A 23,332-nucleotide genomic window follows, 5' to 3' on the forward strand; every position below is an offset into this window, starting at 1 on the left:
CGCGTGGTGGACTGCGTGGACGAGTGCGCGTACTCCAATGTCGTGATCGTCCGCCGCGGCGACGGGACATCGGTGTGGCTCGGCGGCATCAACGACGCAGCGCTCACTGATGCGGTGTGCGAATGGCTTGTCGACGGCGCCGCGCAGCCGCCGCCTCCGGTCCTTCAGTCGAAGGTCTTCATCCGAACGTCAAGTGCAGTCGGGGCAGATGCCGAAGACGTCGAGCCGGTGAGTGTTCGGCTGGAACCCGCTGGTGTCCAGCGCTTGGTCGAGTGATGTCTGGAGGCTGCGTTCGTCCGCGGCGGGCATGAAGAAGTCGTCCACCGTGCCGCACACGGTGCAGATCGTGTGGTGGTGGCGGCCGATGATGTCCTCGGAGAACTCGTAGCGAGTGGGGTCATCGATCCCGACGACACGCCGGACGATGCCCACGCTTTCGAGATCGGCCATGTTGCGGTACAGCGAGCTCTGGGTGAGGCGAGGCCGGAGCTCGAGCATCTCGGGGATGGTCGCCGGTCGAGCGGCGCGAACCAGGAGTTCCACGAGTTCTCGCCTACCCTTGGTGTAGAGCTGCCCGGCTTCGTTCAGGCGGGCCGACACCAGTTCGTGGGTCTCGGCGAGTCGCTCGCCCATCAGCACATTCTACCGAGGCTGGTTACGCCAGCTTGAAGGCATCGCGCGGCCGCTATGCGGTGACTCGGGCGACGAATGCGGCAATCTCATCGATCACCTCATCCCGGTTGGTTTCATTCACCAGTTCGTGGCGGGCGCCCTCGTAGAGGCGGATGGTCTTGTCGTTGCTGGGCATCGCCTGCACCGCCTCGAGCGAGGTGCGGTAGTCGACGAAGGGATCATCAGTGCCGTGGCAGAACAGCACAGCCATCGTGAGGGCGCTGACTTGGGCCCGGAATCGGTCCAGGGCGATGACCTCGGCTTCGAGCAAGGGCCGCTTGTACTTGCCTCGGTAGATGAGCGGATCGGTGGCGTAGGCCTCGACAGCGGCCGTGTCACGGGACATGCCCGAGAAGTCGGTCGTGGCGGGAGGCAGCTCTGGCTGCGCCAAAACCTCCCGGGCCCAGTTCCAGTCGCCGATTACTGCGCCAAGCAGGACGATGCCGGCGACATCGTCGGGGTACTCCTGGGCGAATCTTGAAGCGAGCAGCCCGCCCATCGAGTGCCCGATCATCACCATCGGCAGCTCCGGATGCTCGGCCTGCGCGATATCTACGAGCGTCCGGAGGTCGTCGACCACGTGCTCGAAGTCGGTGATGAGCGCCCGCTCGCCGTCGCTGCGACCGTGCCCCATGTGATCCTCGCCGTAGATCACTGCGCCGTCGGCCATCAGCCGCTCGGCCAGGTGGTCATAGCGGGCCGCGTACTCGGCGTAGCCGTGCACTACCACCACTATGCGGCGGGTCGGGCCGTCGGGAGCCCATCGCTCGTAGTGAATCGACCCCTCTGACCCAGCGAACTTCGGCACGGGCGCGGTTCTAGCACTCCCGCACACCGGCGCCCTTCGTGCTCAGTCTCGTAGGAACCGTTCTCATTCTGGTTAGAGTCCCTGTCCGGCTTCCATCGTCGAAACACACCCCCATGAGCACGGCACCCGACGAAACCCCGCACACCCTGGAACGGGTGGGCGAGGCCAAACTCCCCACGAAGCACGGCCTGTTCACGATCTTCGCCTACACCGGAGAGGGCGCGGGCGAACACGTGGCACTCGTCTTCGGCGATCCGCACTCGCGTCGCAGAGTCCCGGTTCGTATGCACTCCTCGTGCGTCACCGGTGACGTGTTCGGCTCGTTGCGGTGCGACTGCGGGCAGCAGCTTGAGCTCGCGATCCAACACGTGACCGGCGCAGGGGCCGGCGCGATCCTCTATCTCGACCAGGAGGGCCGCGGGATCGGGCTCGCCAACAAGATCCGGGCCTACCAGTGCCAGGACACCGGCTTCGACACCGTGGACGCCAACACCACGCTGGGTTTCGAGGCCGATCAGCGTGACTATGCGCCCGCGGCCTGGATCCTTCGTGACCTCGGCATCACTGACGTCGAGCTGCTCACGAACAACCCCCAGAAGGCAGAGAGCCTCCGCGAGAACGGGATCGCCGTGGAACGCGTGCCGCTCGCGGTCGTGCCGAACCTCCACAACCACCGATACCTCGAGACCAAGGCCCGCCGACTGGGCCATCAACTTCCCGCCACGAACGGGCATCACCCGGCGTGGTCACAGCAGCAGGGGGATTTCCCAACGGATGAGCACTTACACGCTTGAACCCATGCCGACCACCCTCGTGGGAGAGGGCAGCGTCGCCGATCTCGCCGGGCACGTACGGGCCAACGGCAGCCGCGCCTTCGTGGTGAGCGACCCGGGCGTGCGCGCCGCGGGCATCGTCAACACGGTCATCGACGCGCTCACAGCCGATGGCCTCGAGTGGACGGTCTTCGACGACGTCGACCCCAATCCGACCGATGCCAACGTGGCCGCTGGGGTGGAGTCGCTGCGAGGATTCGGCACCGAAGACGTCGTGATCGTGCTCGTCGGCGGCGGGTCGGTCATGGACTGCGGCAAGTACATCGCGATGGCAGCTCCGTCAGGCATCGAGGACTCGTCGCTTGCCTTCTCGCCCGAGCTCGACGACGCCGACCGGATCGACTTCGCCACCCTGGCGCCGCCGGCTCGGGCCAGTGCGCCGTGCGTGCCCACGATCGCGGTGCCCACCACCTCTGGCACGGCATCGGAGACCAACGGCGGTGGCCTGATCACCCGCACAGAGGACCATCGCAAACTGACCTTCAGCCACCCCGACGTTCGGCCGCGCGCTGTTGTGCTGGATCCGCTCCTGACCGTCGGGCTTCCGTCGGGTGCCACTGCGGTGTGCGGCATGGATGTGCTGACGCACGCCATCGAGGCCTACACGTCCACCGCGTCGAACCCCTACGCCGACGGCCTCGCGCTGCAGGCCATCCGGCTCGCCGGGCAGTGGCTCCCCCAGGCCGTCGCCGTCGGCAGCGACGTGCAAGCCCGGGCCTCGATGCAGATCGCGTCCCACCTGGCCGGCCGTGCGTTCTCGTCGGGCCCGCTGCTGGGACTCGTCCATGCCACCGGTCATCCCGTCTCGGGCACCTTCGGCGCGGCCCACGGGCAGACGCTCGCCACCATGCTCCCCCACATCATGCGCTTTAACCTCGAGTCGGTCTCCGACCGCTACGCCGACGTGGGCCAAGCGCTCGGCGTTGCCCGCGACCCGCTGGCGGCCATCGAGGCAGTCGAGACGCTGTCCGCGACCGTCGGGACCGACCGCAGCCTCAGCGACCTCGGCGCCACGGCGCAGGACATCGACGCGCTCACCACCGACGCGTTGCGCGACCTCATCATTCTGAATACGCCGCGCTACCCGAGCCGGGAAGAAGTCCATGCGCTGTACGAACAGGCGATGTAAGTGAGCCAGCACGACCGTCCTGCTTCTGGGGACCTCAGTAATCTCGCCGTCATGGACGCTGCCGATGCCAAGAACATCGTTCGTGCTGAGATCGACCGCCTGGCGCCAGCGCTGCTGGATCTCTCGCACTCGATCCACGCCAACCCCGAACTCAACTTCGAAGAGCACCACGCCCACGAAGCCCTGACCGGCGTGTTGGAAGACAACGGGATCGACGTGACGCGGGGCGCCTACGACATGCCGACCGCGTTCGACGCCCGCGTCGGCGCTGCCGACGGACCCACGGTCGCGGTGCTGTGCGAGTACGACGCGCTGCCTGGGATCGGCCATGCGTGCGGTCACAACATCATCGGCTCAGCGGGGCTCGGCGCAGGCATCGCAGTGGCGAAGGTTGCCGAGGCCCTCGGCGGGCGGGTCGCCATTCTCGGGACGCCCGCCGAAGAGGGCGGCGGCGGCAAGGAATTCATGATCCGCCGCGGCGCCTTCGACGATGTCGATCTGGCGATGATGGTGCATCCCGCCGATCGCGACCTCCGCACGTTTCACGCGATCGCCATCCAGCAGTTGCACGTGACCTACGACGGTCAGGCGGCCCACGCGGCTGCCTCACCGCACCGGGGCCGAAACGCTCTCGATGCAGCCGTGCTCGGCTACAACGCGGTCGCTGCGCTGCGCCAGCACATCCGACCCGACGAGCGGATCCACGGCATCTTCACCGACGCAGGCGACAAGCCCAACATCGTGCCGTCGCGCGCTGCCGCCGAGTGGTACGTGCGCAGCCACAAGATGGAGAGCCTCGAAACGCTCAAGGAGCGGGTGCAGCGATGCCTGCAGGGAGGCGCCGATGCCTCTGGGTGCGAGATGCAGGCCGAATGGATCGATCCGCCGTTCTACGACATGATCGACAACCACCCGCTGCTCGACGTGTACGTGCGCAACGCCATGGACGTCGGGCGTCATCCGTTGCCCTCGGAGGAAGGGTCGATGGTGGTCGGATCGACCGACATGGGCAACGTCAGCTACGCCGTCCCGTCCATCCACCCGATGATCAAGGTCGCCCCCGAGGGCACCCCGATTCACACACCGGAATTCGAGGTGTACACGGGTCGCGAGGAAGGCGACCGGGCGGTCATCGACGGTGCGCTCACCCTGGCGCTCACCATGGTCGACTGCCTCGCCAGCGCGGACACTCGCGAAGAGATCCGTGCCGCATTTGCGGTCAGCGCATAGCTTCATCGAACGAGCAGCACAGGAGCGTTGCCTTCCATGCCACTGACCCAGTACCGGATTGACCGTGACGGCGCAGACCGTCTGCTCTTCCTCATGCACGGCTACACCGCCGAGCAGCACCACCTCGCGTCGTATGTGCCGCTCGTCGACCCAGACGAGCGCTTCACCGCGATCGCGCCGCGGGGTCCTATCGACATGCCCGACGGCGACGGTGCGGGTTGGTGGTCGATCGACCTCGAGACGTTCGAACAGAAGATCTCGCAGTTCATGCCCTCACTCGAGATGCTCGAGTCGTTCATCGCGGACGAGGCCGGCAAGGCCGGCGTGCCGCTCGAACGATGCATCGTGGGCGGGTTCAGCCAGGGCGGCTACCTGTCGCTGGCGCTCGCCGGCAGGGCTGGTGCACCCCGCTACGCCGGCGTGTGGGCTATCTGCTGCGGTCTTCCGAGCGCGCCGGGGCTCAACCTCGACCTGTCCAACGGCGACGGTCGACCGGCGCTCTTCCAGTGGGGAACCCGCGACATCTTCATCGGCCAAGAGCAGCCCAAAGAGGTGATCGCGGCCCTTGACGATGGCGGGTGGAGTCTGCGACACCACGCCTATGACATGGCTCACAGCCAGACCATCGAAATGATGATCGACGCCCGCGAGTGGCTCGCCGGGGTCCTCTGAGCTGTACTTCTAGACAGCCAGTTTGACCAGGCCGCCGTCGGCCCGACCGACCAGGAGGCTGTTGTCGCTGACCCACCGGAGTCGACTGGTCGCCGCATCGGACTCCAGTGCGGTCACCGGCGACAGGTCCTGGCCGGCGCGGGTCGGGGCCGCCCACACAATGGTGCGGCCATCTCCTCCTCCCGTGGCGACAGACTTGCCGGAGGGATCCCAATCGAGGTCCTCAATGTGCTTGTCGTGACCGGAGGCCGCGGCCGGCGCGGTACCGGCGGGGCCCTTGCCGCCGAAATCCCAGACGGTGATCTCGCCGAGGCACGCAACCGCGAGCCATCGGCTGTCGTGGCGGAACCCGATTCGCTCGATCTTGGACGGATAGCCGGACATCGAGAGGTCCTTGCCGCTCCAGAGCCGCCACAGATGCACGGTCGCGTCTTGGGCGCCGGCGCAGGCCCATGCTCCGTCGGGGGACATCGCCAGCGACAGCAGCGACCCCTTCCAGTCGAAGCGACGTCGACGGCCGGTCCGTGGCCCCACGACATCGTGCCAACCGATGCCGCCGTATGCGGTTGCACCGACACGGCTGCCGTCGGCCGACCAGGCGACCGCCGTCACCGTCGAAGGCTGGTCGTCGAAGTCATGGAGAAGCGCACCGTCGTGGTCGGTGATGAGCAGGTGCCGGCCCGCGCCGACGGCGAGCACGGGCGCGTTCGGTGACCAGGCCAGTGCCGTCACCCAGGCCGACGTGTCGACAAGGCCCTGAGCGGCACCGGTGCGGTCGTAGATCCGCACGCAGCCGTCCTGGCCCCCGACTGCCACGCGGCTGCCATCGGACGACCAAGCAGCGCTCAGCACCCCCATCTCGTGCCGTTCCAGCGCAGTGGCCGAGCCGTCGTCGACGTCGATGAGGGCAGCGTCACCGCCTAGGGATCCGATCACCGCCTGGCCTTGGTCCCGGCACACCTCGAGGACCTGCACGTAGTCGTCGACGTCCACCCGCCATTGTGCGATGGGTGTTGTGCCGGTGTCGGTCATACCAGGCAGGACCTGAAGCTGGCCTCCAGTGACTCCCGGTCGAGGTTGCGTCCGATGAACACGAGACGGTTGCGTCGTTCCTCGCCGTCTCCCCACGTCCCTTGGGGTTGGCCGTCAAGCAACATGTGGACGCCCTGGAACACGTAACGCTCGTCCCAGCCGGCAATCGACAGGATGCCCTTTGAGCGGAAGATGTCGGTTCCCTTCGTGCGCAAGAGTTCGCCCAGCCATTCGTTCAGCCGGTCGATATCGAGGTCGCCTTCGGCTTCGATCCCCACCGATGTCACGCTGAGGTCGTGCTGATGCTCGGCATCGGGGTCGAGGAACTCGGGATCATCGGCCAACACACGATCGAGCGAGAACGCGCCGACCTCGAGGATGGCATCGAGGTCCACCTTGCCGTGCTGGGTCCGGATAATCGGCGGCAGCGGGTTGATCTGTCGGATGCGGGTCTCCACATGGTCCAGCTCGTTGTTGTCGGCGAGGTCGATCTTGTTGAGCACGACCCGGTCGGCGAACGCCAGCTGCTCGACGGCTTCGTTCTCGACCCCGTCGGGCTTCTCTTCGTCCAGATGCGGAACCAAGTGCTTGGCGTCGACCACCGTGACGATGGCATCGAGCCGCAACTGGGCTGACATCTCGTCGTCGACGAAGAACGTCTGAGCCACCGGTGCCGGGTCGGCCAGCCCCGTCGTCTCGATGAGGATCTGGTCGAACCGGTCCTTGCGCCTCATCAGGTTGCCCAGAATGCGGATCAGATCGCCTCGAACGGTGCAGCAGATGCAGCCGTTGTTCATCTCGAAGATCTCTTCTTCGGCGTCGAGGACGATGGCATCGTCGATGCCCACCTCGCCGAACTCGTTCTCGATCACCGCAATCCGCTTGCCGTGCTGCTCGGTGAGGATGTGATTCAACAGCGTTGTCTTGCCCGCACCGAGAAAGCCCGTCAGCACCGTCACAGGAACTCGATCATCAACCATGACGTAGATGGTAATGATTCCCATTCCCGGGTACACGGCGACGAGTCAAGCCCGAGGTCGACTGAGGCTTCCCCAGCTGCCTCGGCGGTCACTCCTAGTCGCCGACGCGGATGGTGAATTCGAGGCCTCCCGTGAAGGGCAAGGTCATCGTGCGGAGCTTGTTGGCGGGGTCATTGAGGAACTCGAAGTAGGGCTCGTAGCCCTGAGCGGACGCAATGGTGTTGTCGGTGACGACGACGGCGCCGGGACGCAGGGCTGGGGCGACCAGCTCCAGCGCGTCGAGCGCGACGTGCCAGATGTCGACGAGCAGGAAGTCGACCGGTCCCCCGCAGTCGACCAGCGTTTCACGCAGATCGCCCTCGCGAAGCTCGATCCACGGCGCGAGACCCGCCTCATCGAAGTTGGCCCGGGCAATGGCAGCCTTGGCCGGCTCGTACTCGGTGGCGATCACCACGCCGTCGTCATGTCCGTTGTCCCGCACAGCGGCAGCTAGGTAGAGGGTGGACACGCCGTGCGACGTGCCCGCTTCGACAACACGGCGAGCGCCGAGCGCACGGCCGACCTGGTAGCAGAACGTCGCCTTGTCACGATCGAGCGCGACGAGCTTGTCGCTATAGAAACGACGCATGTTGTCGTCGAAGCCACGCTGGCTCCGGTCCTGGCCGCTCACACGCCGTTGCTCCGCAGTGAACGCCGACGTCTCGGCAACTTGCTCGTCGCTCTGGGCATGCAGCCGGTCGAGCAGCCCCTCCAGCACAGGATCATGCAGCGGTGACGTCATGCGGTTCCTCTCCCGATCGCCGTGTGTCCTCGGCTGGACGCGTGGCGACGGAGCTGACCGACACGTCTCGCCTCGCAGTCGCCATCCATCCGGTCTCGGTCGTTCGCTCGTCGGCGGTCGAGGTCATGCCCTGCTTATATAGCGGAGAGCGGAGTGAATCTCGCACTGCGTTACCGGGGGAAAGGGGGACGCGATGTCGGATTCGTCCGAGTTGGATCCGCGGGGAACCAGGGCGGCGCTCGACGAGGCCAGCCATGCGCCGGGTGCGATCTATGCCAGCCCGGAGATCTTCCGTCGCGAGGTGGACGAGTACTTCAAGCGCGAGTGGCTGTATGTGGGACGGGTCGAGGAGCTGGCCGATCCGGGCGACTTCATGGCGCTGCGCCTGGTCGGCGAGCCCGTGCTGCTGTCGCGCGATCGGGACGGCGAACTGCACGCCAACTACAACATGTGCGTCCACCGGGGCGTCGAGGTTGCCTACGGATCGGGCAATCTCAAGGCCTTCAGCTGCCCCTACCACGGCTGGGTTTACGGTCTCGACGGCCAGTTGAAGGGAGCTGCCTACATGGCCGACTCCAAGGACTTCGACGTCGCCGACTGCGCTCTGACACCGCTGCGGCTCGATGTGTGGCGGGGCAACATGTTCATCAACTTCGACCCCGACGCCCGGCCGCTGGCCGACGCGATGGCCGTGCTCGACGAGGAGTTCTCATTCCTCGGGTGGGAGAAGTGCCGCCTGGGCAACAAGATCGACATCGACCTGGCGTGCAACTGGAAGTTCGTGCACGAGAACCTGATGGACTTCTACCACGTCGGTGTGCTGCACGCGGGAAGCTTCGGCGCCAACTTCAGCTTCGAGCCCGACCACGTCAACATCAAGCCCGACGGCGGTCTCTCGATCTTCTACAACGCCGGCCCACCCACCCCCGGGGCCGAGCCGCTGCTGGGCAAGATGCCGTGGCTAGAGGACCGCCCGCACAGCTTTGCCTGCACTGCGTTCAGGGCGCCCAACCTGACGTTCTTCGGCCGCATCGACTGCATCCGCCCGATGATCGCGTGGCCGATCGACGAGGGCCACACCCGGGTGATCATCTACCACCTGTTCCCCGAGGAGTTCTTCGACCGGCCCGACTTCGACGAGACGCTGAAGATCTACCACGACTACCAGATCCTGGTGCTCGAAGAGGATCGGCTGATGATCGAGTCGATGCAGCAGGCGATGAGCTCGCCCACCTACCGGCCCGGGCGCATGAGCACCCTGGAGAAGGGCATTCACAACTACCTCAACGGCTACCTGGACCGCATTGTCGACGGGGCGACCCCATGACCGCGACGGTTGCGGGCGCAGCCGACGTGCTGATGCGCGACTACATGGCGTTGGAACCCGGCGAGACCGTCGTGATCACCGCCGACACCGACAGCGACCCCGAGGTGTGGCAAGCGATCCACCGAGCATCGCTGCTCGCCGACGCCAATTCATCGGTGATGCTGATCCCGCCGCTGCCGTATCAGGGCCGCCTCGCCGACCCGTACCTCACGCCGGCAGTCTCGGCTGCAGCGCTGGCCGCCGATGTGTGGATCGACCTCACCTTCCCCTACCTCGCCGGCTCGGAGCTGCACGACCGGGCGATGGAGGGTGGGCACATCCGCTACCTGCTGGGCGCCGACCTCAACGCCGGCGGCCTGCTGAGGCTGTTCGGGCGGGTCGATCTCGACCGCTACTTCGCGGTGCACCATGCCTTCGATGCGCTGGTGAACGACGCCGAGGGCAAGACCGTGCGCATCACCGACAGCGGCGGCACCGACGTGAGCTTCACGCTCGGGCCGCGTGGGTTCTCCAAGCCGAGACGGGCCGACAAGCCAGGAACGGTGCTGGTGCCCGGGCAATGCACGCTGTTTCCCGAGGTCGAATCGGTGAAGGGGCGCATCGAGATCGGCGCCATCTTCCACGAGTACTACACCCGGCTGCCTGCACCCATGTCGCTCGAGGTCGACGGCCGCATCCGGGCCATCTCTGGCGGCGGCAACGAGCACACTGTCGCCGACCGGGCGCTGCGGCGAGCGGGCTCCGACGGCAACTACGGATACGTCATCCACTTCACCCACGGCATCCATCCCACGGCCCGAGTCACCGGCGATTCGTTCATCGAGGACACCCGTACCCAGGGCAACAACGCCATCGGCATGGGCATGCCGTGGTGGGATCCCGGCGGTGGTGAGAACCACCCTGACGCTGTGTTGTTCATGCACACGATCGACATCGACGGCCAACGTGTCGTCGAAGACGGCGCCATCGTGGGCCCTGAGTCGCTGGTGGCGCTCGCGGCCGAACTGCAGCCGGTTGTCTGAGCCGCCATGAAACCCGCCCCGTTCTCATTTGTCGCCCCCGAATCGCTCGACGAGGTGGTGAGCGCGCTCGCCGAGCACGGCGACGACGCCCGGGTACTGGCCGGCGGCCAGAGCCTGGTTCCGCTCATGAACCTCCGGCTGGCCCGGCCCGAGGTGCTCGTGTCGATCAACCGCTGTCACGAGCTCGACTACATCCGGCTTGCGGATGATCGCCTCGTCGTGGGTGCGCTCGTGCGCCAGATCGATGCCGAGACCAGCCCGCTGGTGCAGGCCGAGTGCCCGCTGCTGGCCACAGCGCTCCCCCACGTCGGGCTGCCCGCCACGCGCAACCGTGGCACCGTCTGCGGCAGCCTGGCCCACTGCGACCCGCTGGCCGAGCTGCCGGCCGTTGCGCTTGCGTTGGAGGCCGAGCTGGTGCTCACGAGTGCCGCCGGCGAACGTCGGGTGCCGGCCCACGACTTCTTCGTCACCGAGATGACCACCTGCATCGAGCCGGGCGAGGTCGTCTCGGCTGCCGCGTTCAGGCGCCAGGACCCAAGTGAGCGAAGCGCTCTGCACGAGGTCTCGAACGGGGGCCACGCATTCCCGGTGGGCGGTGTGGCGCTGCGGTGGGCCAGCGCGGACGGCGTCTGCACGATGGCACGCATCGCGGCGTTCGGCGTGGGGTCGGTGGCCCAGCGCTTGGTCGACGCCGAGAATGCGCTGGTCGGCTCCGATCTCGGTCCAGCGGCAATCGCGGCTGCCGTCGAGGCTGCCCGCAACGCAGTCGACCCGACCGGCGACATCCACGCCGACGCTGACTACCGGCGACACCTGGTCGGCGTGCTGCTCGAACGCGGCCTGCTGGAAAGCGAGGCACCATGAGCGATGAAGTCCAAGTGACCGTCACCGTCAACGGGCGACGCCGGGAAGCGCGGCTGGAGCCCCGGAGGCTGCTCATCGACTTCCTGCGACACGATCTCGGCCTGACGGGCGCCCACATCGGCTGCGAGCAAGGGGTGTGCGGCGCGTGCACGGTGCTGCTCGACGGCCGCACTGCTCGCAGCTGCCTGCACTTCGCCGTGGCGGTCGACGGGTCCGACATCCGCACCGTCGAAGATCTGGCAGACCTCCATCAGCTCCATCCGATCCAGGAGATGTTCCACCAGAAGCATGCGCTGCAGTGCGGTTTCTGCACGCCGGGATTTCTCCTCACGACGGTCGAGCTGCTAGAGCGCACCGCCGACCCCGACGAAGCCGCCATCCGGGAGGCACTGATGAACAACGTCTGCCGCTGCACCGGCTACGCCAACATCGTGGATGCGGTGGCCGAGGCCGCGGTGGAGCTGCGCCGGGGGAACGGGGCATGAGCAGCGAACACAACGGCGCTGTCGGGCAGAGCGTCCTGCGCCGGGAAGACGACTACCTCCTGCGAGGCCAGGGCCGCTTCGTCGACGATCTGCCCACGCCGCTCAACACCCTGCACCTCGCCTTCGTGCTCAGCCCCTACGCCCACGCTCGGATCACCTCGATCGACACGAGCGAAGCAATGGCGCTCGACGGCGTAGTCGACGTGCTCACCGGAGCGGATCTCGCGGCCATGGTGAAGCCGATCGCTGCCCAGATCGAGCTGCCCGGCTACAGCTTCAACACCCGCGACGTGCTCGCAGTCGACGAGGTGCGGTTTGCCGGCGAGGCGGTGGCCGTGGTGGTGGCCGAGAGCCCGTACCTCGCCGAAGACGGCATGGAGCTGGTCGACGTCGACTACGAGCCGCTGCCCGCCGTCACCGACATTCACGAAGCCACCGATCCCGCCGCCCCGCAGGTCAACCCGACCGTGCCGGGCAACGTCTATTTCGAGGGCCGGTTCGCCACCGACAATGTGGCCGCCGGCTTCGATGCGGCTGCCCACGTGATCGCAGAGGACTTCCACTCGAACCGCGTGACCGCTGTTCCGATCGAGCCCCGCGGGTGCCTCGCCGTGCCCGAGCAGCCGAACAACCTGGTCTTCTACTCCTCCACCCAAATACACCACCTGCTGCGGACGGCCCTGGCCGAGTTCCTCGACGTTGCAGAGTCGACCCTGCGGGTCGTGGTGCCCGATGTCGGCGGCGGTTTCGGCATCAAGGCCGCCCTGTACCCCGAAGAGTTCGTCTGCGCCGCGCTCGCGCTGCATCTGCGCCGGCCCGTGAAGTGGATCCAGGACCGGTACGGCGCCCTGCTCACCGACGTGCATGCCCGCGACAACCACTACCGGGTGGAGGCCGCGATCGACGACGACGGCATCGTGCTCGCGCTGAGGGCCGAGATTCGCACCAATGGCGGCGCCTACTCAGCGCTGCCGTTCGGCTGCACGCTGGAGACCACCGGCGGCGCCCGCATGATCGTCGGGCCGTACCGCATCACCGAATACGAGTACACAGCCACCGCCGTCGCTACCCACACCGCGCCGGTGCTGGCGTACCGGGGCGTGGCCCAACCGGTCTGCTTCATGGCGATCGAGGGCATCATGGACCGGATTGCCCGCCGGCTCGAGCTCGACCCAGCCGAGGTCCGGCTGCGGAACATGGTGCCTACAGCAGAGCTGCCGTGGACCAACATCGTCGGCGTCCGCTACGACACCGGCAGCTTCGTCGAGTCGCTCGAGATGGCGATGGAGATGGCGAACTACGACGAGTTCCGTGCCAGCCAGGCGCAGGGCCGGCTCGTCGACGGCAAGTACCGCGGCATCGGCATCTGCAGCTTCACCGAGGTGAGCGGCACGGGAGCCCCGGGCTGGCGTGCCCGCGGGCTGACTCGCCTGCCGGGGTTCGACAGCGGCACGGTGAAGGTGGAGCCCACCGGCAAGGTGACGGCCTTCGTCAGCCACGCCCACTCGGGGCAAGGCCACTTCACGACATTCGCTCAGGTTGTCGCCGACGCGCTCGGGGCCCGACTTGAAGATGTGACGGTGGTCGAGGGTGACACCGCCGCCGGGCCCTACGGCACGAACACCTTCGCCAGCCGCAGCGCAGTCACGGGCGGCGGAGCGCTGATACGCGCCTCGGAGAAGGCCAGGCTGAAGCTGGCGCGGATCGCCGCGTTCATGCTCGAGTCGACGCCAGAAGACATCGTGGTGTCCGACGGCCAGATGCACGTCGCCGGCGTGCCGAGCCGAGCCCTCTCGTTCCAAGAGGTCGCCGAGACGGCGTACGCCATGAACACCAGCGACCTTCCCGAAGGCGAGAGCTTCGGCATCGAGGAGACCGACTTCTACGACCCGCCCCTGGTCACCATGGCCAACGCCACCCACATCGCGCAAGTGGCCGTCGATGCGGCAGACGGCACCGTCGACATCGAGGGATACACCGTCGTGCACGACTGCGGTCGCGTCATCAATCCGATGATCGTCGACGGTCAGGTGATGGGCGGTGTGGCCCAAGGCATCGGCGAGGCGCTCATGGAGGAGTTCGTCTACGACGAGGACGGTCAGGTGCGCACGGCGACGCTGATCGACTATCTCCTTCCCAGCTCGGTGGACGTTCCCAACTTCCAGATCGCGCACATCGAGTCGCCGTCGATTGACACCGTCGGCGGATTCAAGGGCGTAGGCGAAGGCGGCCTGATCGGCGCCGTGCCCGCGCTCGTCAACGCTGTCGCCGACGCCCTGCTCGACCTCGACGTCAACGTCAACACCAAGCCGCTCCGACCCGCGCTGCTGTCACGCCTCATCCGAGAAGCCGGCGGCTGACCGCGCAGCCTCCTCATCTGAGACAGTCAAACCTGACCGATGCTGCCGAAGGCGCAAGACCTGCCGCGCAAAGTCAGACGCAACGCAACCCCTGTGGGGCTGAAGAAGTCGGGCGATCAACTCAGCCGTTTAGGGTGTGCCAATGGGGGAACCGAACTTCGCGAACCGCACGCTGTGGATTGACGACAACCTGCGGGTACTGCGAGGCATCAACAGCGAATGTGTCGATCTGATAGCGACCGATCCACCGTTCAACAGCAAGCGGCTCTACAACGCGCCGTTGGGATCGGACGCAGCGGGAGCGCAGTTTGATGACACTTGGACGTTGGACAGCGTGAAAGCGGAATGGGCTGAGTTGCAGGAGGCTGCCAACCCAGACCTGTTCCACACTATCGTCGGCGCTGGGTTGACGGCAGGCGACTCGATGCAAGCGTTCTTGTCGTTCATGGCGCCGCGTCTCATCGAGATTCACCGCATTCTCAAGCCGACCGGAGCGCTGTACCTGCACTGCGACCCGCACGCCAGCCATTACCTCAAGCAGCTGCTTGATGCGATCTTCGGTGCTCGATACATGAACGAGATCGTGTGGAAGCGCACGAGCACGAAGTCGCTCGGCACGCGCCGCTATGCGCGCGACAGCGACCGAATCCTGTACTACGTCAAGTCAGCTGAGTGGACGTGGAATCAGCAGTACCGGCCCCACGATCCCGAGTACGTCGCCAAGAACTACCGCTACGACGACAACGACGGCTTGGGCCGCTACCGGCTGCAACCTCTGACCGGCGGCAAAGCAGGCGGGCCGGACGCCTACAAGCCGTTCAATGGGGTGCTGCCGTCAAAGGGACGAGCGTGGGCGCCGCCACGACGCGAACGGTTCCCCACCGAGGCAGGCGAGCGGCTGCCCGGCGACTACGAGACTCTCGGAGTGCTGGACAAGTGCGCTGCACTCGATGCCGCCGACCTGATCTACTGGAGCAAGACCAGGGTTCCCAACTACAAGAGCTTCCTGTCGAACAAGCACGGCAACCCTGCAAGCGACGTCATCGCCCATATCCCGCCCGTGGCGGGCAACGAAAAGACGGATTGGCCAACACAGAAACCGCTCGCCCTCTACGAGCACTTCATCGCCGCGTCAACGAATGAGGGCGATCTGGTGTTCGACCCGTTCGCAGGGTGCGCGACAACGATGGTCGCCGCCGAACGGCTGGGCAGACAATGGGCAGGAGCGGACATCGACGAGGTGGCTACCGGCATCACACTGAAGCGGTTGCAGGCACACGCTGACGGCTCGGCGTTTCTCGATCTGTCAACTCAGACCGTCACACTTCCCGCCAACCCGCCGAAGCGCACTGACGACGATGCGCCTCGTAGGTCGCCCAACATCCGCGACGTGCTGTGGCAGGCACTTGGTGAAGGCGAAAGACGACCTTGTGCGGGCTGCGACCGAGCGAAGTACTACGACGACTTCCACCTCGATCACATCACACCACGGTCGAAGGGTGGGCCGGACATCGACGCGAACCTGCAACTGCTCTGCGCCGCGTGCAACGGCAGGAAGGGCAACCGGCTCACCATGACTGAACTGCGTGCCTCTTGGGGACTGCCAACAGGCACCCGAACCGAGGTCGAATACAGCGAGCTAGGTGCAAGCCATGACCAAGTTGAAGCGTGACAAGCGGCTAGTGCGACGCTGACAGACTCTCCCGCTTCCGAGGGTCGCAGTCAAGCCTTGACGGACCGAAGCATGCGTGGGTCTTGCATTGGGCACAGCTCCAGCGCTCAGCTGGGAACGTGGCCGGAACTCAGGATGTCATGGATCCGCTTGAGCATTTTGGCCCTGTCGGAAACTGGGTGGAAGAATGACATCTGGCTATAGATTCTGCGGCCTACGGAGTTGATCGACAAATCGCTTCCGACCCGGCGTATCTGGGTCACCCCAGCGAGTCCAGACTCCGGAAGCGGGAACTTCGCACTTGGGTTGTGAATGAGGACCAGGCCTTCCTCCCAAGGCTCTGGGCGACCGGGCCCCACTCTCTCGACGAATCGCGCAGGTTCGGTCATTCCGGGACGAGGATCGAGTTCGACGCCGAAGCGGTGGATCTCCCAGCCCGGTGTGCCGAGGCCGAGACCGGCGGCCATGCGATTGAATTTGGCCGCCGTTCCCGTGTTGGACCACAACACCGCAGAGATGTAGGAAGATTCTTCGCCGTCGAACCAGCCAGACGGGATCGTCTTGGTGTCTCCGACGTGGCATCCGACGGCCGCATGGGTCGGCGTGACGACACCATCGTCGTCGACTTCCGTGAGAGCCAAGTCGTAGAGATAACGAAGGAGCGGGCGCTCACTGTGGAGCAGCGCACCGGGCCCGAAGAATGCCTGAACCGCCAGCACGATCGGCTTGCCAGCGACGTGGGGCAACTCCTCATATCGCCTGCCAGCCTTGCTCCGCAGCACAGAGCCGAATCTGACCGCGACCTCGTCCTCATTCTCCGTTTGCAGCCCGAACTGCGCGAAGTAGTCCTCGACGGTGGCGGGCGGGGCAGGATTGTCGGGCAAGTGGGCCGTGGCGGCCTCAACGTAGAACTCGTGTCCGGAATCACTGCAGCGGAAGTCCGGGCGGTTCCCCTCGCGCCCGATCGTGAGTCCGATGCTCCGCAGCGCGGCCGCGAGGTAGAGCTCAAAGACTCGGGCATCGAACCCCTTCGTCTGAAGCTCGCGCACGAAGTGAGCATCGGCGCTCGCCCACTGGTCGTAGGTCCGTTGCATCAAGGTCCGCGCGCCGGAGTACTCGGGACTTGCCGCCAACCTCTGAAACGACGGATGCAGCAAAGTGTCTGCTACGACCGCCCTGAACAGGTCGGCGCTACGCCCTGCTGTCATGACTGGACACTCGGCAAATCGAGCAACGAAAGAGGCCTGTTGTTCAGCTGCTGACGGCCTGCAGCTCTGATCCCACAACACACGCCCGAATCGACTGGGCGACCGCGAGAGCGAGAAGAGGGGGCACCGCATTGCCAATCTGGGCAAGCTGGCTTCGATCGGAGCCTACGAAACGAAACCAATCCGGAAACGACTGGATGCGTGCAGCTTCCCGAGCAGTCAGCATCCTGCGATCCCCATCCGGGAGCTTGAGCCGAATCATGTCACCTGTCGCACCGCTCAGATTGCGAACTGTGAGGGTGCGCGCCGGCCGGTCTAGGTGCAGGTCTCGAGGGGTGCGACATTTCGAGGCCTTCTCGTAACGCTCGATGTATGCGCTCATCCCGTCCGAGAGCAGGCGAGCACCCGGTGCGTGTTGCTTGCATGACTCCGGAATGGCGTCAAGCACAGTGACAGTCTCTTTCGTTTCAGCTAACAGATCGGCGCGAAGATCGCCAGTGGTTGCGACGACAAAGACCCTGCGCCGATTCTGGGGCACGCCGAAGTCAGCCGCATTCAGGACGTGCTCTTGGACGTTGTAGCCGATCTCCGTTAGTTCACTCTTGAAGTCGTCAAGATGGCCTCGTCGGCCCTTTCGGGCTAGGTCTGGGACGTTCTCAATGACTGCCGCCGAGGGGCGCAAGCAGTCGACTGCCCGCGACACAACTCTCAGGCCATCGCGCTTGTCCGTTGCGCCGAGGCGCTTCCCAGCTCGGCTCCATGGTTGACACGGAGGACCTGCGATTACGACGTCGGCTGCGGGAAGAGTCGACTCCTCATCGAGCGTCTCACGGCGAGCTTCTCCTAGGTTGAGCTCGAACGTGCGGACGGAATCAAGGTTCTCGTCAATGCCGACGACATCAAATCCGCTGGCCCAGAACCCCAGTGACAGCCCACCTGCTCCGCAATACAGATCAAGCACCTGCAGGCCTAGGTGCTCTCTGGGCTGGAGCTCCGAGTTCAGATCTCGTACCCAATTGGAACTGTCCGCAGGTGGCCTCATTGCTGCGGCAGCCTGCTTCCGAGATCACTCGCACACGAGTTCATCTCATCGCGCAAGTCGGTTGGGAGGTCGCTGTCGCGGAGCAGGCTGGCGAGGCGCAACCGATCGATCGGAATGCTCGAATACACGAGGCCATTCAATACCTCGCTTGGCGTGAGCGACAGCGTCTCCGGAAATGCGACGACAGTGACTGGTCGTGCGAGGAAGTTGATGAGCCGGGAGTCAGGGGGCTGCCTGTCAGTCCATCGCCTCGCCACCTTCTCTCTGGTCCAATCGCCCTCCGAGATCGTTGCCTGTCCAATCACGACGAGTTGTCCGGGTCGTCTATCGCCGAATGGCTTCCACGCGATGGCGTCGGCCTTGTAGTCCCCTTCCGCACCCGACGGCACGCTGCCAGGTTCTTCGTGCATCATGCGGCGCAATGCCTCAACGGCATCCGGAAGCGGATCGGGAAGGCCACTCCCTCGATAACCCCCTGCGACGCCGAAGCGCACTCGATCAACGGTATTCGCATACGCACCGAGAGCGTGCTTCACCAAGGACTCAAAGAGACGCCCCGAGACATTGGCATCGTCCTCGATGGCATCCGGGTAGAGCTGCCGTGCGCGCAGCAGCATGAGGAAGCGATACACATCGCTTCCCGGCGGGTCCTCTGACAGCTGCACCGTCTCGGCGTCTATCTCCATCGGATAGCTGTCGCCTAGCCAAGCCGCGCGCTCCGTCAGCTCCGTGAAACTGCTCTCGGCCCGTTCCTCCGCCATCTCCCAGAATCCCGGACGTAGCTCACCACTCGGGTCGTCCTCTGATTCGTAGGAGTAGCGAAACTCACTGTCGCGTGCGTCATCCGGAGGCATCTCTGCGAGGCAGCCAGTGACCTGCGCGATCGACATTCCCGCTTCCTCGTCCATGACGAGGTTCAGCTCCACCCAGTCGGCCAGACGGATCACGTCATGCGCGCGTTCGAGCGCGGATTGGGGAACCACGAACATCAGGAGTCCTGGACTCGATAGCGCCCAGCCATGTCCAGGACAAGATCCCTTACACGCCTCACTTCCTCTTGGAGATCCTCGTCGTCGGAATACTCCAACGCCTGACCGTTTACCCGTGCCAGAGCCCTGTGTGCATCATCGAGCAAAGTGATCAATTCCTGGCGACCGCCGCCACTGACGTGCCATGCGCCATCGAGATCGCGATGACTTCGAAGGTTTGACAGAGCCCGGGGATCGGCCAGCACCTCTTCGAGCTTCTTCAGTTCGCGCGACTCGATGATGACCTTTTCGAGGCCGTCGTCGTCGCCGTAGAGGAATCCGATCAACTCTCGCAAGTTGTCCATCGCGCCGACGGGCACAGGATCGACCACGAGGCCGATGATCGCGCTCTGCGGATCTAGCTCCAAGAAGCCTCGGATGCCCGGACGGTCAAGCGCGTTGTAGAAGACGCCAAACGCCGCCTCGACGCCTTCCAAGGCGAATCCCGCATTCTGCGCTTGGACGTAGACGGCATGTGCATCGACTAGCCGTCGGACGGTTCGATGGTTGCTGCCGATGCGTTTAACGACTTCGTCGATTGTCTCGCCGTCGCTGAGAAGCTTGGTGACAAAGCGCGCCTTCGCCTCTGGTCGCCAAGGCGTCGGCCCAGTGATGTGCCGAAATCCGAGATAGTCGTCGAGCGCGCTCCTGCCTGGATACTTGACGACCGGAACCCCCTCCCGAAGGCCCTCCAGCTTGTCGCTCGCCGCCAGTTCCTCCCATTCAGCGCTTCGGACACGTGCAGTCTTCCGGCGATCCTCGCTCAGCAGGAGCTTCAAGGTCGCGAGTCGCCGGTTTCCCTCGATAGTCACGAACGACTGGGAGTCGGGAGGATCCTCGAACACCAACAGAGCTTCAGCGTGACGAGGCCGAAAGCCCTTGTCTGCTATCGAACGTGCGAGCTCCAAGAGGTTGTAGTGGCGCTCAAACCAGCGGAGCAGATCGTCTTCGGAGGCCTCTGTCCAATCGCGATCGTTGGGCAAGCGCGGGTTGAGCGGATCCAGCGAGAGGCACTCCAAGGGGACGCTATCGAACTCCTCCTCTGGCATCGGCGTCCCTCCTCGATCCCTCAAACCCTCACGGCGGGCGCCCAAGCGTAACCCCGCGTCAGCGAAGGCCGTCCCGGCGCGCCGGCTTGGAATGCACATTGCGAGTGGCCGGGCGCGTCCGGCGATGCGAACTGCGCGAGTCGCCGCGACTTCGCCTTGCACAGGCCAACAGTGATGCACGAGGTCTCGACCGAGCGTCCGACTGAAGCGGCCGGGGGACAACAGCCGACAATAGGATTGTGACGTGAGTGGCTCCGAGACCGAGCTACTGCGACTGCGCAGTACTCCGATATCTCTGACGCAGCTCAAGGAACTCATGGCGCTAGGCGTCCCCGGCGGGCCAGATCCAGAACTGGAGTACCGGTCGGCATGGGGAGTGTTCGTCGAGCGGCCCGGCACCGAACAGGCCGCAGTCGCTGTAGCCGTGCGGCCGTCGTCAGCCGACGGCGACACCGTCGAGGTCCATCCTCTTGGAGTTGCTGGTTCCCGTCGCCTCGCGTTTGTCGTTGCAGCAGTGCTGGGAATCACGGCTGACGGCGTAGAGGCAGAGGTTGTGCTGCGGGCAGACCAGGAGATGATGAGAGCCATGGCCTCGAACCTGACGACAGGCATCGATCAACTGCTGGAAGGCGATCTGTGATCGTCGACCTAGCCAACGCGATCTGCAAGGGCGACAAAACCTGGCGCAACCGGCAGCGAAACCATGCTCCCCTCGGCCTGCTGGCACCGATTGAGGTCGAGACCTGATATCAACACAAACCGGCAGTCAGTAGTCCGCCTCATCGAAACTTCGGCACCCCAGAGGCCTCGACCAAGCCTGGGACGATTCAGCCAGACACCCGCGGCTAAGTCTGCGCCAATTTCCACCCAAGGACGCGCTGCGCGGCGTCCTCCAGGAATGTCGGCGCCAGCCGGGCAGATCTCCCCTGAGGGAACGCGCAGGCGTGAGGCACCGACCGGGTCGACGTAGCGAGCGACCCCTCATCGACGCCTGTACCAGAAGGCTGCCGAGGGCTGCCGAACGACAATTGATCAGCGGGATCGGGACTCGCAGCCTCAATCTGAGCCGCGAGATTCACCAGGCAGCCGTGCCGGCAGTCGGCCGTCCTTCTTGATCGCAGCGACGGCTGTGTCTAGCGCGTCCCGATCTGATGCGTACCGGTTCCACACATCTATGTCGCCCTTTGCGGCATTCTGCAGGCCACCGTTTTCGTCGGGGTCGAGCCAAGCGAAGTTCTTGAGTTTGAGCACAACGGTGTCCGCGCTCCGAATGCGGTCCGAGACCGAACGAGTCGGGTGGATTGGTAGGGCGTCGAGGATGCGGCACAGCTCTTCGACGCGCGGATCCGACTTGCTGAGAGAACCTGCGCGAAGGTAGAGGTCGAGCACCAGGACTCGTTCTTCCTCAGCCCAACGAATTCCCTTGACCGGGAGCGGAGGACTGATCGACGAGTTGGCCCGCACCGACGCGCTACCCATCGGCGACGGCAGTGAGTGGTGTCGCCGCGTTCACGAATCGGCACTGTAGCGGTGCCACGTGAACGAGTAACCAACCGGGGTCGGTGCAGCGGTGACGGGGACCCGGCAGTCGGTCCAGTTGGCCTGGCTTCGACCGCGCGGCCATTCACGTACAAAGCGTGCTTCGTTGGTGCGCGCCAGCTCAATTCGAGGCCGTGCCGCAGCAGGCTGAGGAAGATCAGCTTTCGCCGCCAAAGTGCAGTCTCGCTGCGGCTAGAAGGTGTCGTAGTACTCGCGCTGTTCCCAGTCGGTCACGGCTGCCTCGAACCGCGCCCACTCGGACCGCTTGAGGGTGACGAAGTAGTCGACGATCTCGTCGCCGAGCGTGCCGCGGTAGAAGCCGCTGCGGTCGAACGCGTCGATGGCATCGCCGAGCGTGCGGGGCAGGAGGGGCCCGGCCTCGGCCTCATACGGCGTCTCGCTGGGAGGTGGCGCCTCGATTCTCGAATCGATGCCGTCGAGCCCCGAGAGGATCTGGGATGCGAGGTAGAGGTACGGGTTCGCGGCGGGGTCTCCGGCGCGGTTCTCGATCCTGGTTGCAGGCCCCGGCGGCTCGTCGATGACGCGCAGCATGGCGCCACGGTGTTGGCGGCTCCACACAATCCGATCGGGAGCGATGCTGTAAGGCCGGTAGCGCTTGTAGCCGGTGACGGTCGGCGTGGTGAGCAGGCACGACTCGGGGGCGTGGGCGAGGAGCCCACCGAGATAGTGCATTGCCAGCTCCGAGAGCGTTTCACCGGGGATCGTCGGGGCGAACAGGTTGCTGCCGTCGTCGACGCTGACGATCGACTGATGGATGTGCCAGCCGGTTGTGAAGGTGTCGTCGCCTGATGGCCGGGACATGAACGTCGCATGCAGGCCGTGCCGTCTCGCTATCTGCTTCACCGCGGCGCGGATCAGGACTGCTTGATCTGCCAGCTCGATGCCGTCGGCGGGAGCGAAGGTGAGCTCGACCTGACTCGGTCCGTGCTCGGCCTCGATGGTCCTCGGCGGCAGGCCGAGCGCCGTGAGGTGGCGTTGGATTGGCTCGAGCAGCGGTTCGATCCGGTCGGAGTAGTCCTCAGCCAGCAGATCCCATCCCGGGTGGACGCGTTGATGGTCACCCGAGGATTCGTCGACGCGGTAGAGGTGAAACTCGATCTCGAGACCCGCCCGAAGCCGTAGCCCTTGGTCCGTCAGCTTCTGGTGCGCCCTGGCACAGATTCGGCGCGTCGACAGCTCGATCGGAGCGCCCTCGACGCTGTACAGGTCACTGAGCAGCCACCCGGTCCCGTCCAGCCACGGCAGTACGCGAAACGTGGTGGGGTCGGGGATCATGCGCACGTCGCGCGCCCCCATGACCGAGGCGAGCGTCGGGCCGCCGTCGGGCTCCCAGAGGCTGAACGCGTAGTCCTGGCCGGTGTCCTTGGTGAGCAACGAACCCGGGAACGAGACACCGCTCCGCAGCGCCTGCGGGATCTGTGCCGCATCGAGCACCTTGCCGTGCAGCAACCCGTGCTGATCGGCGAACGAGACCCGAACGCTGCGCAGCCGCTTGTCGCGCACCTGGTCCTCGACCGCCGCCGCAGCGTCGGCCCACTCGGCGTCCCAGCGGTCCTCCAGCTTGGGTGTGTCGCTCAA

The 23,332-nt window shown here is 65.4% G+C and carries 22 protein-coding genes; 11 read left to right on the top strand and 11 right to left on the bottom strand.

The window, feature by feature from the left end; translation table 11 throughout:
• Window positions 1–189: 189 nt before the first annotated feature.
• Together ACOGXD_RS15385 and ACOGXD_RS15390 are read right to left on the bottom strand one after the other, a co-directional pair.
• Window positions 190–633, bottom strand: coding sequence for a Fur family transcriptional regulator (locus ACOGXD_RS15385; RefSeq protein ID WP_419908302.1), 444 nt, complete (start codon window positions 631–633; stop codon window positions 190–192).
• Between the two features lie 52 nt (window positions 634–685).
• A complete protein-coding gene (locus tag ACOGXD_RS15390; RefSeq protein ID WP_419915893.1) occupies window positions 686–1,480 on the bottom strand; it encodes an alpha/beta hydrolase in 795 nt (264 codons plus the stop codon).
• 113 nt (window positions 1,481–1,593) lie between these two features.
• On the opposite strand from ACOGXD_RS15390, the gene ribA reads away from it, so the two are divergent.
• The 4 genes from ribA to ACOGXD_RS15410 are packed head-to-tail and all read left to right on the top strand — an operon-like array spanning window position 1,594 to window position 5,344.
• Window positions 1,594–2,274 carry a GTP cyclohydrolase II gene (gene ribA / locus ACOGXD_RS15395; protein ID WP_419915894.1) on the top strand — a complete coding sequence of 227 codons (681 nt, stop codon included), beginning with the start codon at window positions 1,594–1,596 and terminating at the stop codon, window positions 2,272–2,274.
• A gap of 4 nt (window positions 2,275–2,278) precedes the next feature.
• Window positions 2,279–3,442 carry an iron-containing alcohol dehydrogenase family protein gene (locus ACOGXD_RS15400; RefSeq protein WP_419915895.1) on the top strand — a complete coding sequence of 388 codons (1,164 nt, stop codon included), beginning with the start codon at window positions 2,279–2,281 and terminating at the stop codon, window positions 3,440–3,442.
• Window positions 3,443–3,493: 51 nt separating this feature from the next.
• The gene (locus ACOGXD_RS15405) at window positions 3,494–4,672 is read left to right on the top strand and encodes a M20 family metallopeptidase (protein WP_419915896.1); all 1,179 of its coding nucleotides are present in this window, start codon (window positions 3,494–3,496) and stop codon (window positions 4,670–4,672) included.
• A 36-nt stretch (window positions 4,673–4,708) separates the two neighbouring features.
• Window positions 4,709–5,344, top strand: coding sequence for an alpha/beta hydrolase (locus tag ACOGXD_RS15410; protein ID WP_419915897.1), 636 nt, complete (start codon window positions 4,709–4,711; stop codon window positions 5,342–5,344).
• 9 nt (window positions 5,345–5,353) lie between these two features.
• On the opposite strand, the gene ACOGXD_RS15415 is transcribed toward ACOGXD_RS15410, so the two are convergent.
• The 3 genes from ACOGXD_RS15415 to ACOGXD_RS15425 form a co-directional block, all read right to left on the bottom strand.
• Window positions 5,354–6,376, bottom strand: coding sequence for a WD40 repeat domain-containing protein (locus ACOGXD_RS15415; RefSeq protein ID WP_419915898.1), 1,023 nt, complete (start codon window positions 6,374–6,376; stop codon window positions 5,354–5,356).
• Window positions 6,373–7,356, bottom strand: coding sequence for a CobW family GTP-binding protein (locus tag ACOGXD_RS15420; protein WP_419915899.1), 984 nt, complete (start codon window positions 7,354–7,356; stop codon window positions 6,373–6,375). The genes ACOGXD_RS15415 and ACOGXD_RS15420 overlap by 4 nt, the downstream gene beginning before the upstream one ends.
• A gap of 94 nt (window positions 7,357–7,450) precedes the next feature.
• Window positions 7,451–8,137 (bottom strand): O-methyltransferase, encoded by a 687-nt coding sequence (locus tag ACOGXD_RS15425; RefSeq protein ID WP_419915900.1) that lies wholly within the window; start codon window positions 8,135–8,137, stop codon window positions 7,451–7,453.
• A 193-nt stretch (window positions 8,138–8,330) separates the two neighbouring features.
• On the opposite strand from ACOGXD_RS15425, the gene ACOGXD_RS15430 reads away from it, so the two are divergent.
• The 6 genes from ACOGXD_RS15430 to ACOGXD_RS15455 all read left to right on the top strand — a co-directional run bounded on the left by ACOGXD_RS15430 (window position 8,331) and on the right by ACOGXD_RS15455 (window position 15,867).
• Complete coding sequence (locus ACOGXD_RS15430) at window positions 8,331–9,464, top strand: aromatic ring-hydroxylating oxygenase subunit alpha (protein ID WP_419915901.1); 1,134 nt, start codon at window positions 8,331–8,333, stop codon at window positions 9,462–9,464.
• Entirely contained in the window at window positions 9,461–10,486 is a 1,026-nt protein-coding gene (locus ACOGXD_RS15435) for a hypothetical protein (protein ID WP_419915902.1), read from the top strand. Before ACOGXD_RS15430 ends, ACOGXD_RS15435 begins: the two co-directional genes overlap by 4 nt.
• 6 nt (window positions 10,487–10,492) lie before the next feature.
• The gene (locus ACOGXD_RS15440) at window positions 10,493–11,350 is read left to right on the top strand and encodes an FAD binding domain-containing protein (protein ID WP_419915903.1); all 858 of its coding nucleotides are present in this window, start codon (window positions 10,493–10,495) and stop codon (window positions 11,348–11,350) included.
• A complete protein-coding gene (locus tag ACOGXD_RS15445) occupies window positions 11,347–11,835 on the top strand; it encodes a (2Fe-2S)-binding protein (protein ID WP_419915904.1) in 489 nt (162 codons plus the stop codon). The genes ACOGXD_RS15440 and ACOGXD_RS15445 overlap by 4 nt, the downstream gene beginning before the upstream one ends.
• Window positions 11,832–14,195, top strand: coding sequence for a xanthine dehydrogenase family protein molybdopterin-binding subunit (locus tag ACOGXD_RS15450; protein ID WP_419915905.1), 2,364 nt, complete (start codon window positions 11,832–11,834; stop codon window positions 14,193–14,195). The genes ACOGXD_RS15445 and ACOGXD_RS15450 overlap by 4 nt, the downstream gene beginning before the upstream one ends.
• Window positions 14,196–14,337: 142 nt before the next feature.
• Window positions 14,338–15,867: a DNA methyltransferase gene (locus tag ACOGXD_RS15455; RefSeq protein ID WP_419915906.1), complete on the top strand. Its 1,530-nt coding sequence runs from the start codon at window positions 14,338–14,340 to the stop codon at window positions 15,865–15,867.
• Between the two features lie 107 nt (window positions 15,868–15,974).
• Here the strand turns inward: ACOGXD_RS15455 and ACOGXD_RS15460 are convergent, their stop codons facing one another.
• The 4 genes from ACOGXD_RS15460 to ACOGXD_RS15475 form a co-directional block, all read right to left on the bottom strand.
• On the bottom strand, window positions 15,975–17,024 hold the full coding sequence (locus ACOGXD_RS15460; RefSeq protein WP_419915907.1) for a hypothetical protein: 1,050 nt from the start codon (window positions 17,022–17,024) through the stop codon (window positions 15,975–15,977).
• A gap of 94 nt (window positions 17,025–17,118) precedes the next feature.
• On the bottom strand, window positions 17,119–18,036 hold the full coding sequence (locus ACOGXD_RS15465; RefSeq protein ID WP_419915908.1) for a DNA cytosine methyltransferase: 918 nt from the start codon (window positions 18,034–18,036) through the stop codon (window positions 17,119–17,121).
• 77 nt (window positions 18,037–18,113) lie between these two features.
• Window positions 18,114–19,106, bottom strand: coding sequence for a hypothetical protein (locus ACOGXD_RS15470; RefSeq protein ID WP_419915909.1), 993 nt, complete (start codon window positions 19,104–19,106; stop codon window positions 18,114–18,116).
• The gene (locus ACOGXD_RS15475; RefSeq protein WP_419915910.1) at window positions 19,106–20,194 is read right to left on the bottom strand and encodes a hypothetical protein; all 1,089 of its coding nucleotides are present in this window, start codon (window positions 20,192–20,194) and stop codon (window positions 19,106–19,108) included. Before ACOGXD_RS15475 ends, ACOGXD_RS15470 begins: the two co-directional genes overlap by 1 nt.
• Window positions 20,195–20,438: 244 nt before the next feature.
• Here ACOGXD_RS15475 and ACOGXD_RS15480 point away from each other — a divergent pair, with 244 nt between their 5' ends.
• Complete coding sequence (locus ACOGXD_RS15480) at window positions 20,439–20,834, top strand: hypothetical protein (RefSeq protein WP_419915911.1); 396 nt, start codon at window positions 20,439–20,441, stop codon at window positions 20,832–20,834.
• 416 nt (window positions 20,835–21,250) lie between these two features.
• On the opposite strand, the gene ACOGXD_RS15485 is transcribed toward ACOGXD_RS15480, so the two are convergent.
• Complete coding sequence (locus tag ACOGXD_RS15485; RefSeq protein ID WP_419915912.1) at window positions 21,251–21,583, bottom strand: hypothetical protein; 333 nt, start codon at window positions 21,581–21,583, stop codon at window positions 21,251–21,253.
• A 342-nt stretch (window positions 21,584–21,925) separates the two neighbouring features.
• Entirely contained in the window at window positions 21,926–23,332 is a 1,407-nt protein-coding gene (locus tag ACOGXD_RS15490; RefSeq protein ID WP_419915913.1) for a glutamine synthetase family protein, read from the bottom strand.

This window comes from Candidatus Poriferisodalis sp. (assembly GCF_965204125.1).
Taxonomy (GTDB): domain Bacteria; phylum Actinomycetota; class Acidimicrobiia; order Acidimicrobiales; family Poriferisodalaceae; genus Poriferisodalis.

What these genes read in the sequence shown, in the direction of transcription:
- ACOGXD_RS15385 (WP_419908302.1), bottom strand. Translation starts at nt 633, where the DNA reads ATGGGCGAGCGACTCGCCGAGACCCACGAACTGGTGTCGGCCCGCCTG.
- ribA (WP_419915894.1), top strand. Translation starts at nt 1,594, where the DNA reads ATGAGCACGGCACCCGACGAAACCCCGCACACCCTGGAACGGGTGGGC.
- ACOGXD_RS15400 (WP_419915895.1), top strand. Translation starts at nt 2,279, where the DNA reads ATGCCGACCACCCTCGTGGGAGAGGGCAGCGTCGCCGATCTCGCCGGG.
- ACOGXD_RS15405 (WP_419915896.1), top strand. Translation starts at nt 3,494, where the DNA reads ATGGACGCTGCCGATGCCAAGAACATCGTTCGTGCTGAGATCGACCGC.
- ACOGXD_RS15410 (WP_419915897.1), top strand. Translation starts at nt 4,709, where the DNA reads ATGCCACTGACCCAGTACCGGATTGACCGTGACGGCGCAGACCGTCTG.
- ACOGXD_RS15415 (WP_419915898.1), bottom strand. Translation starts at nt 6,376, where the DNA reads ATGACCGACACCGGCACAACACCCATCGCACAATGGCGGGTGGACGTC.
- ACOGXD_RS15420 (WP_419915899.1), bottom strand. Translation starts at nt 7,356, where the DNA reads ATGGTTGATGATCGAGTTCCTGTGACGGTGCTGACGGGCTTTCTCGGT.
- ACOGXD_RS15425 (WP_419915900.1), bottom strand. Translation starts at nt 8,137, where the DNA reads ATGACGTCACCGCTGCATGATCCTGTGCTGGAGGGGCTGCTCGACCGG.
- ACOGXD_RS15430 (WP_419915901.1), top strand. Translation starts at nt 8,331, where the DNA reads ATGTCGGATTCGTCCGAGTTGGATCCGCGGGGAACCAGGGCGGCGCTC.
- ACOGXD_RS15435 (WP_419915902.1), top strand. Translation starts at nt 9,461, where the DNA reads ATGACCGCGACGGTTGCGGGCGCAGCCGACGTGCTGATGCGCGACTAC.
- ACOGXD_RS15440 (WP_419915903.1), top strand. Translation starts at nt 10,493, where the DNA reads ATGAAACCCGCCCCGTTCTCATTTGTCGCCCCCGAATCGCTCGACGAG.
- ACOGXD_RS15445 (WP_419915904.1), top strand. Translation starts at nt 11,347, where the DNA reads ATGAGCGATGAAGTCCAAGTGACCGTCACCGTCAACGGGCGACGCCGG.
- ACOGXD_RS15450 (WP_419915905.1), top strand. Translation starts at nt 11,832, where the DNA reads ATGAGCAGCGAACACAACGGCGCTGTCGGGCAGAGCGTCCTGCGCCGG.
- ACOGXD_RS15455 (WP_419915906.1), top strand. Translation starts at nt 14,338, where the DNA reads ATGGGGGAACCGAACTTCGCGAACCGCACGCTGTGGATTGACGACAAC.
- ACOGXD_RS15470 (WP_419915909.1), bottom strand. Translation starts at nt 19,106, where the DNA reads ATGTTCGTGGTTCCCCAATCCGCGCTCGAACGCGCGCATGACGTGATC.
- ACOGXD_RS15475 (WP_419915910.1), bottom strand. Translation starts at nt 20,194, where the DNA reads ATGCCAGAGGAGGAGTTCGATAGCGTCCCCTTGGAGTGCCTCTCGCTG.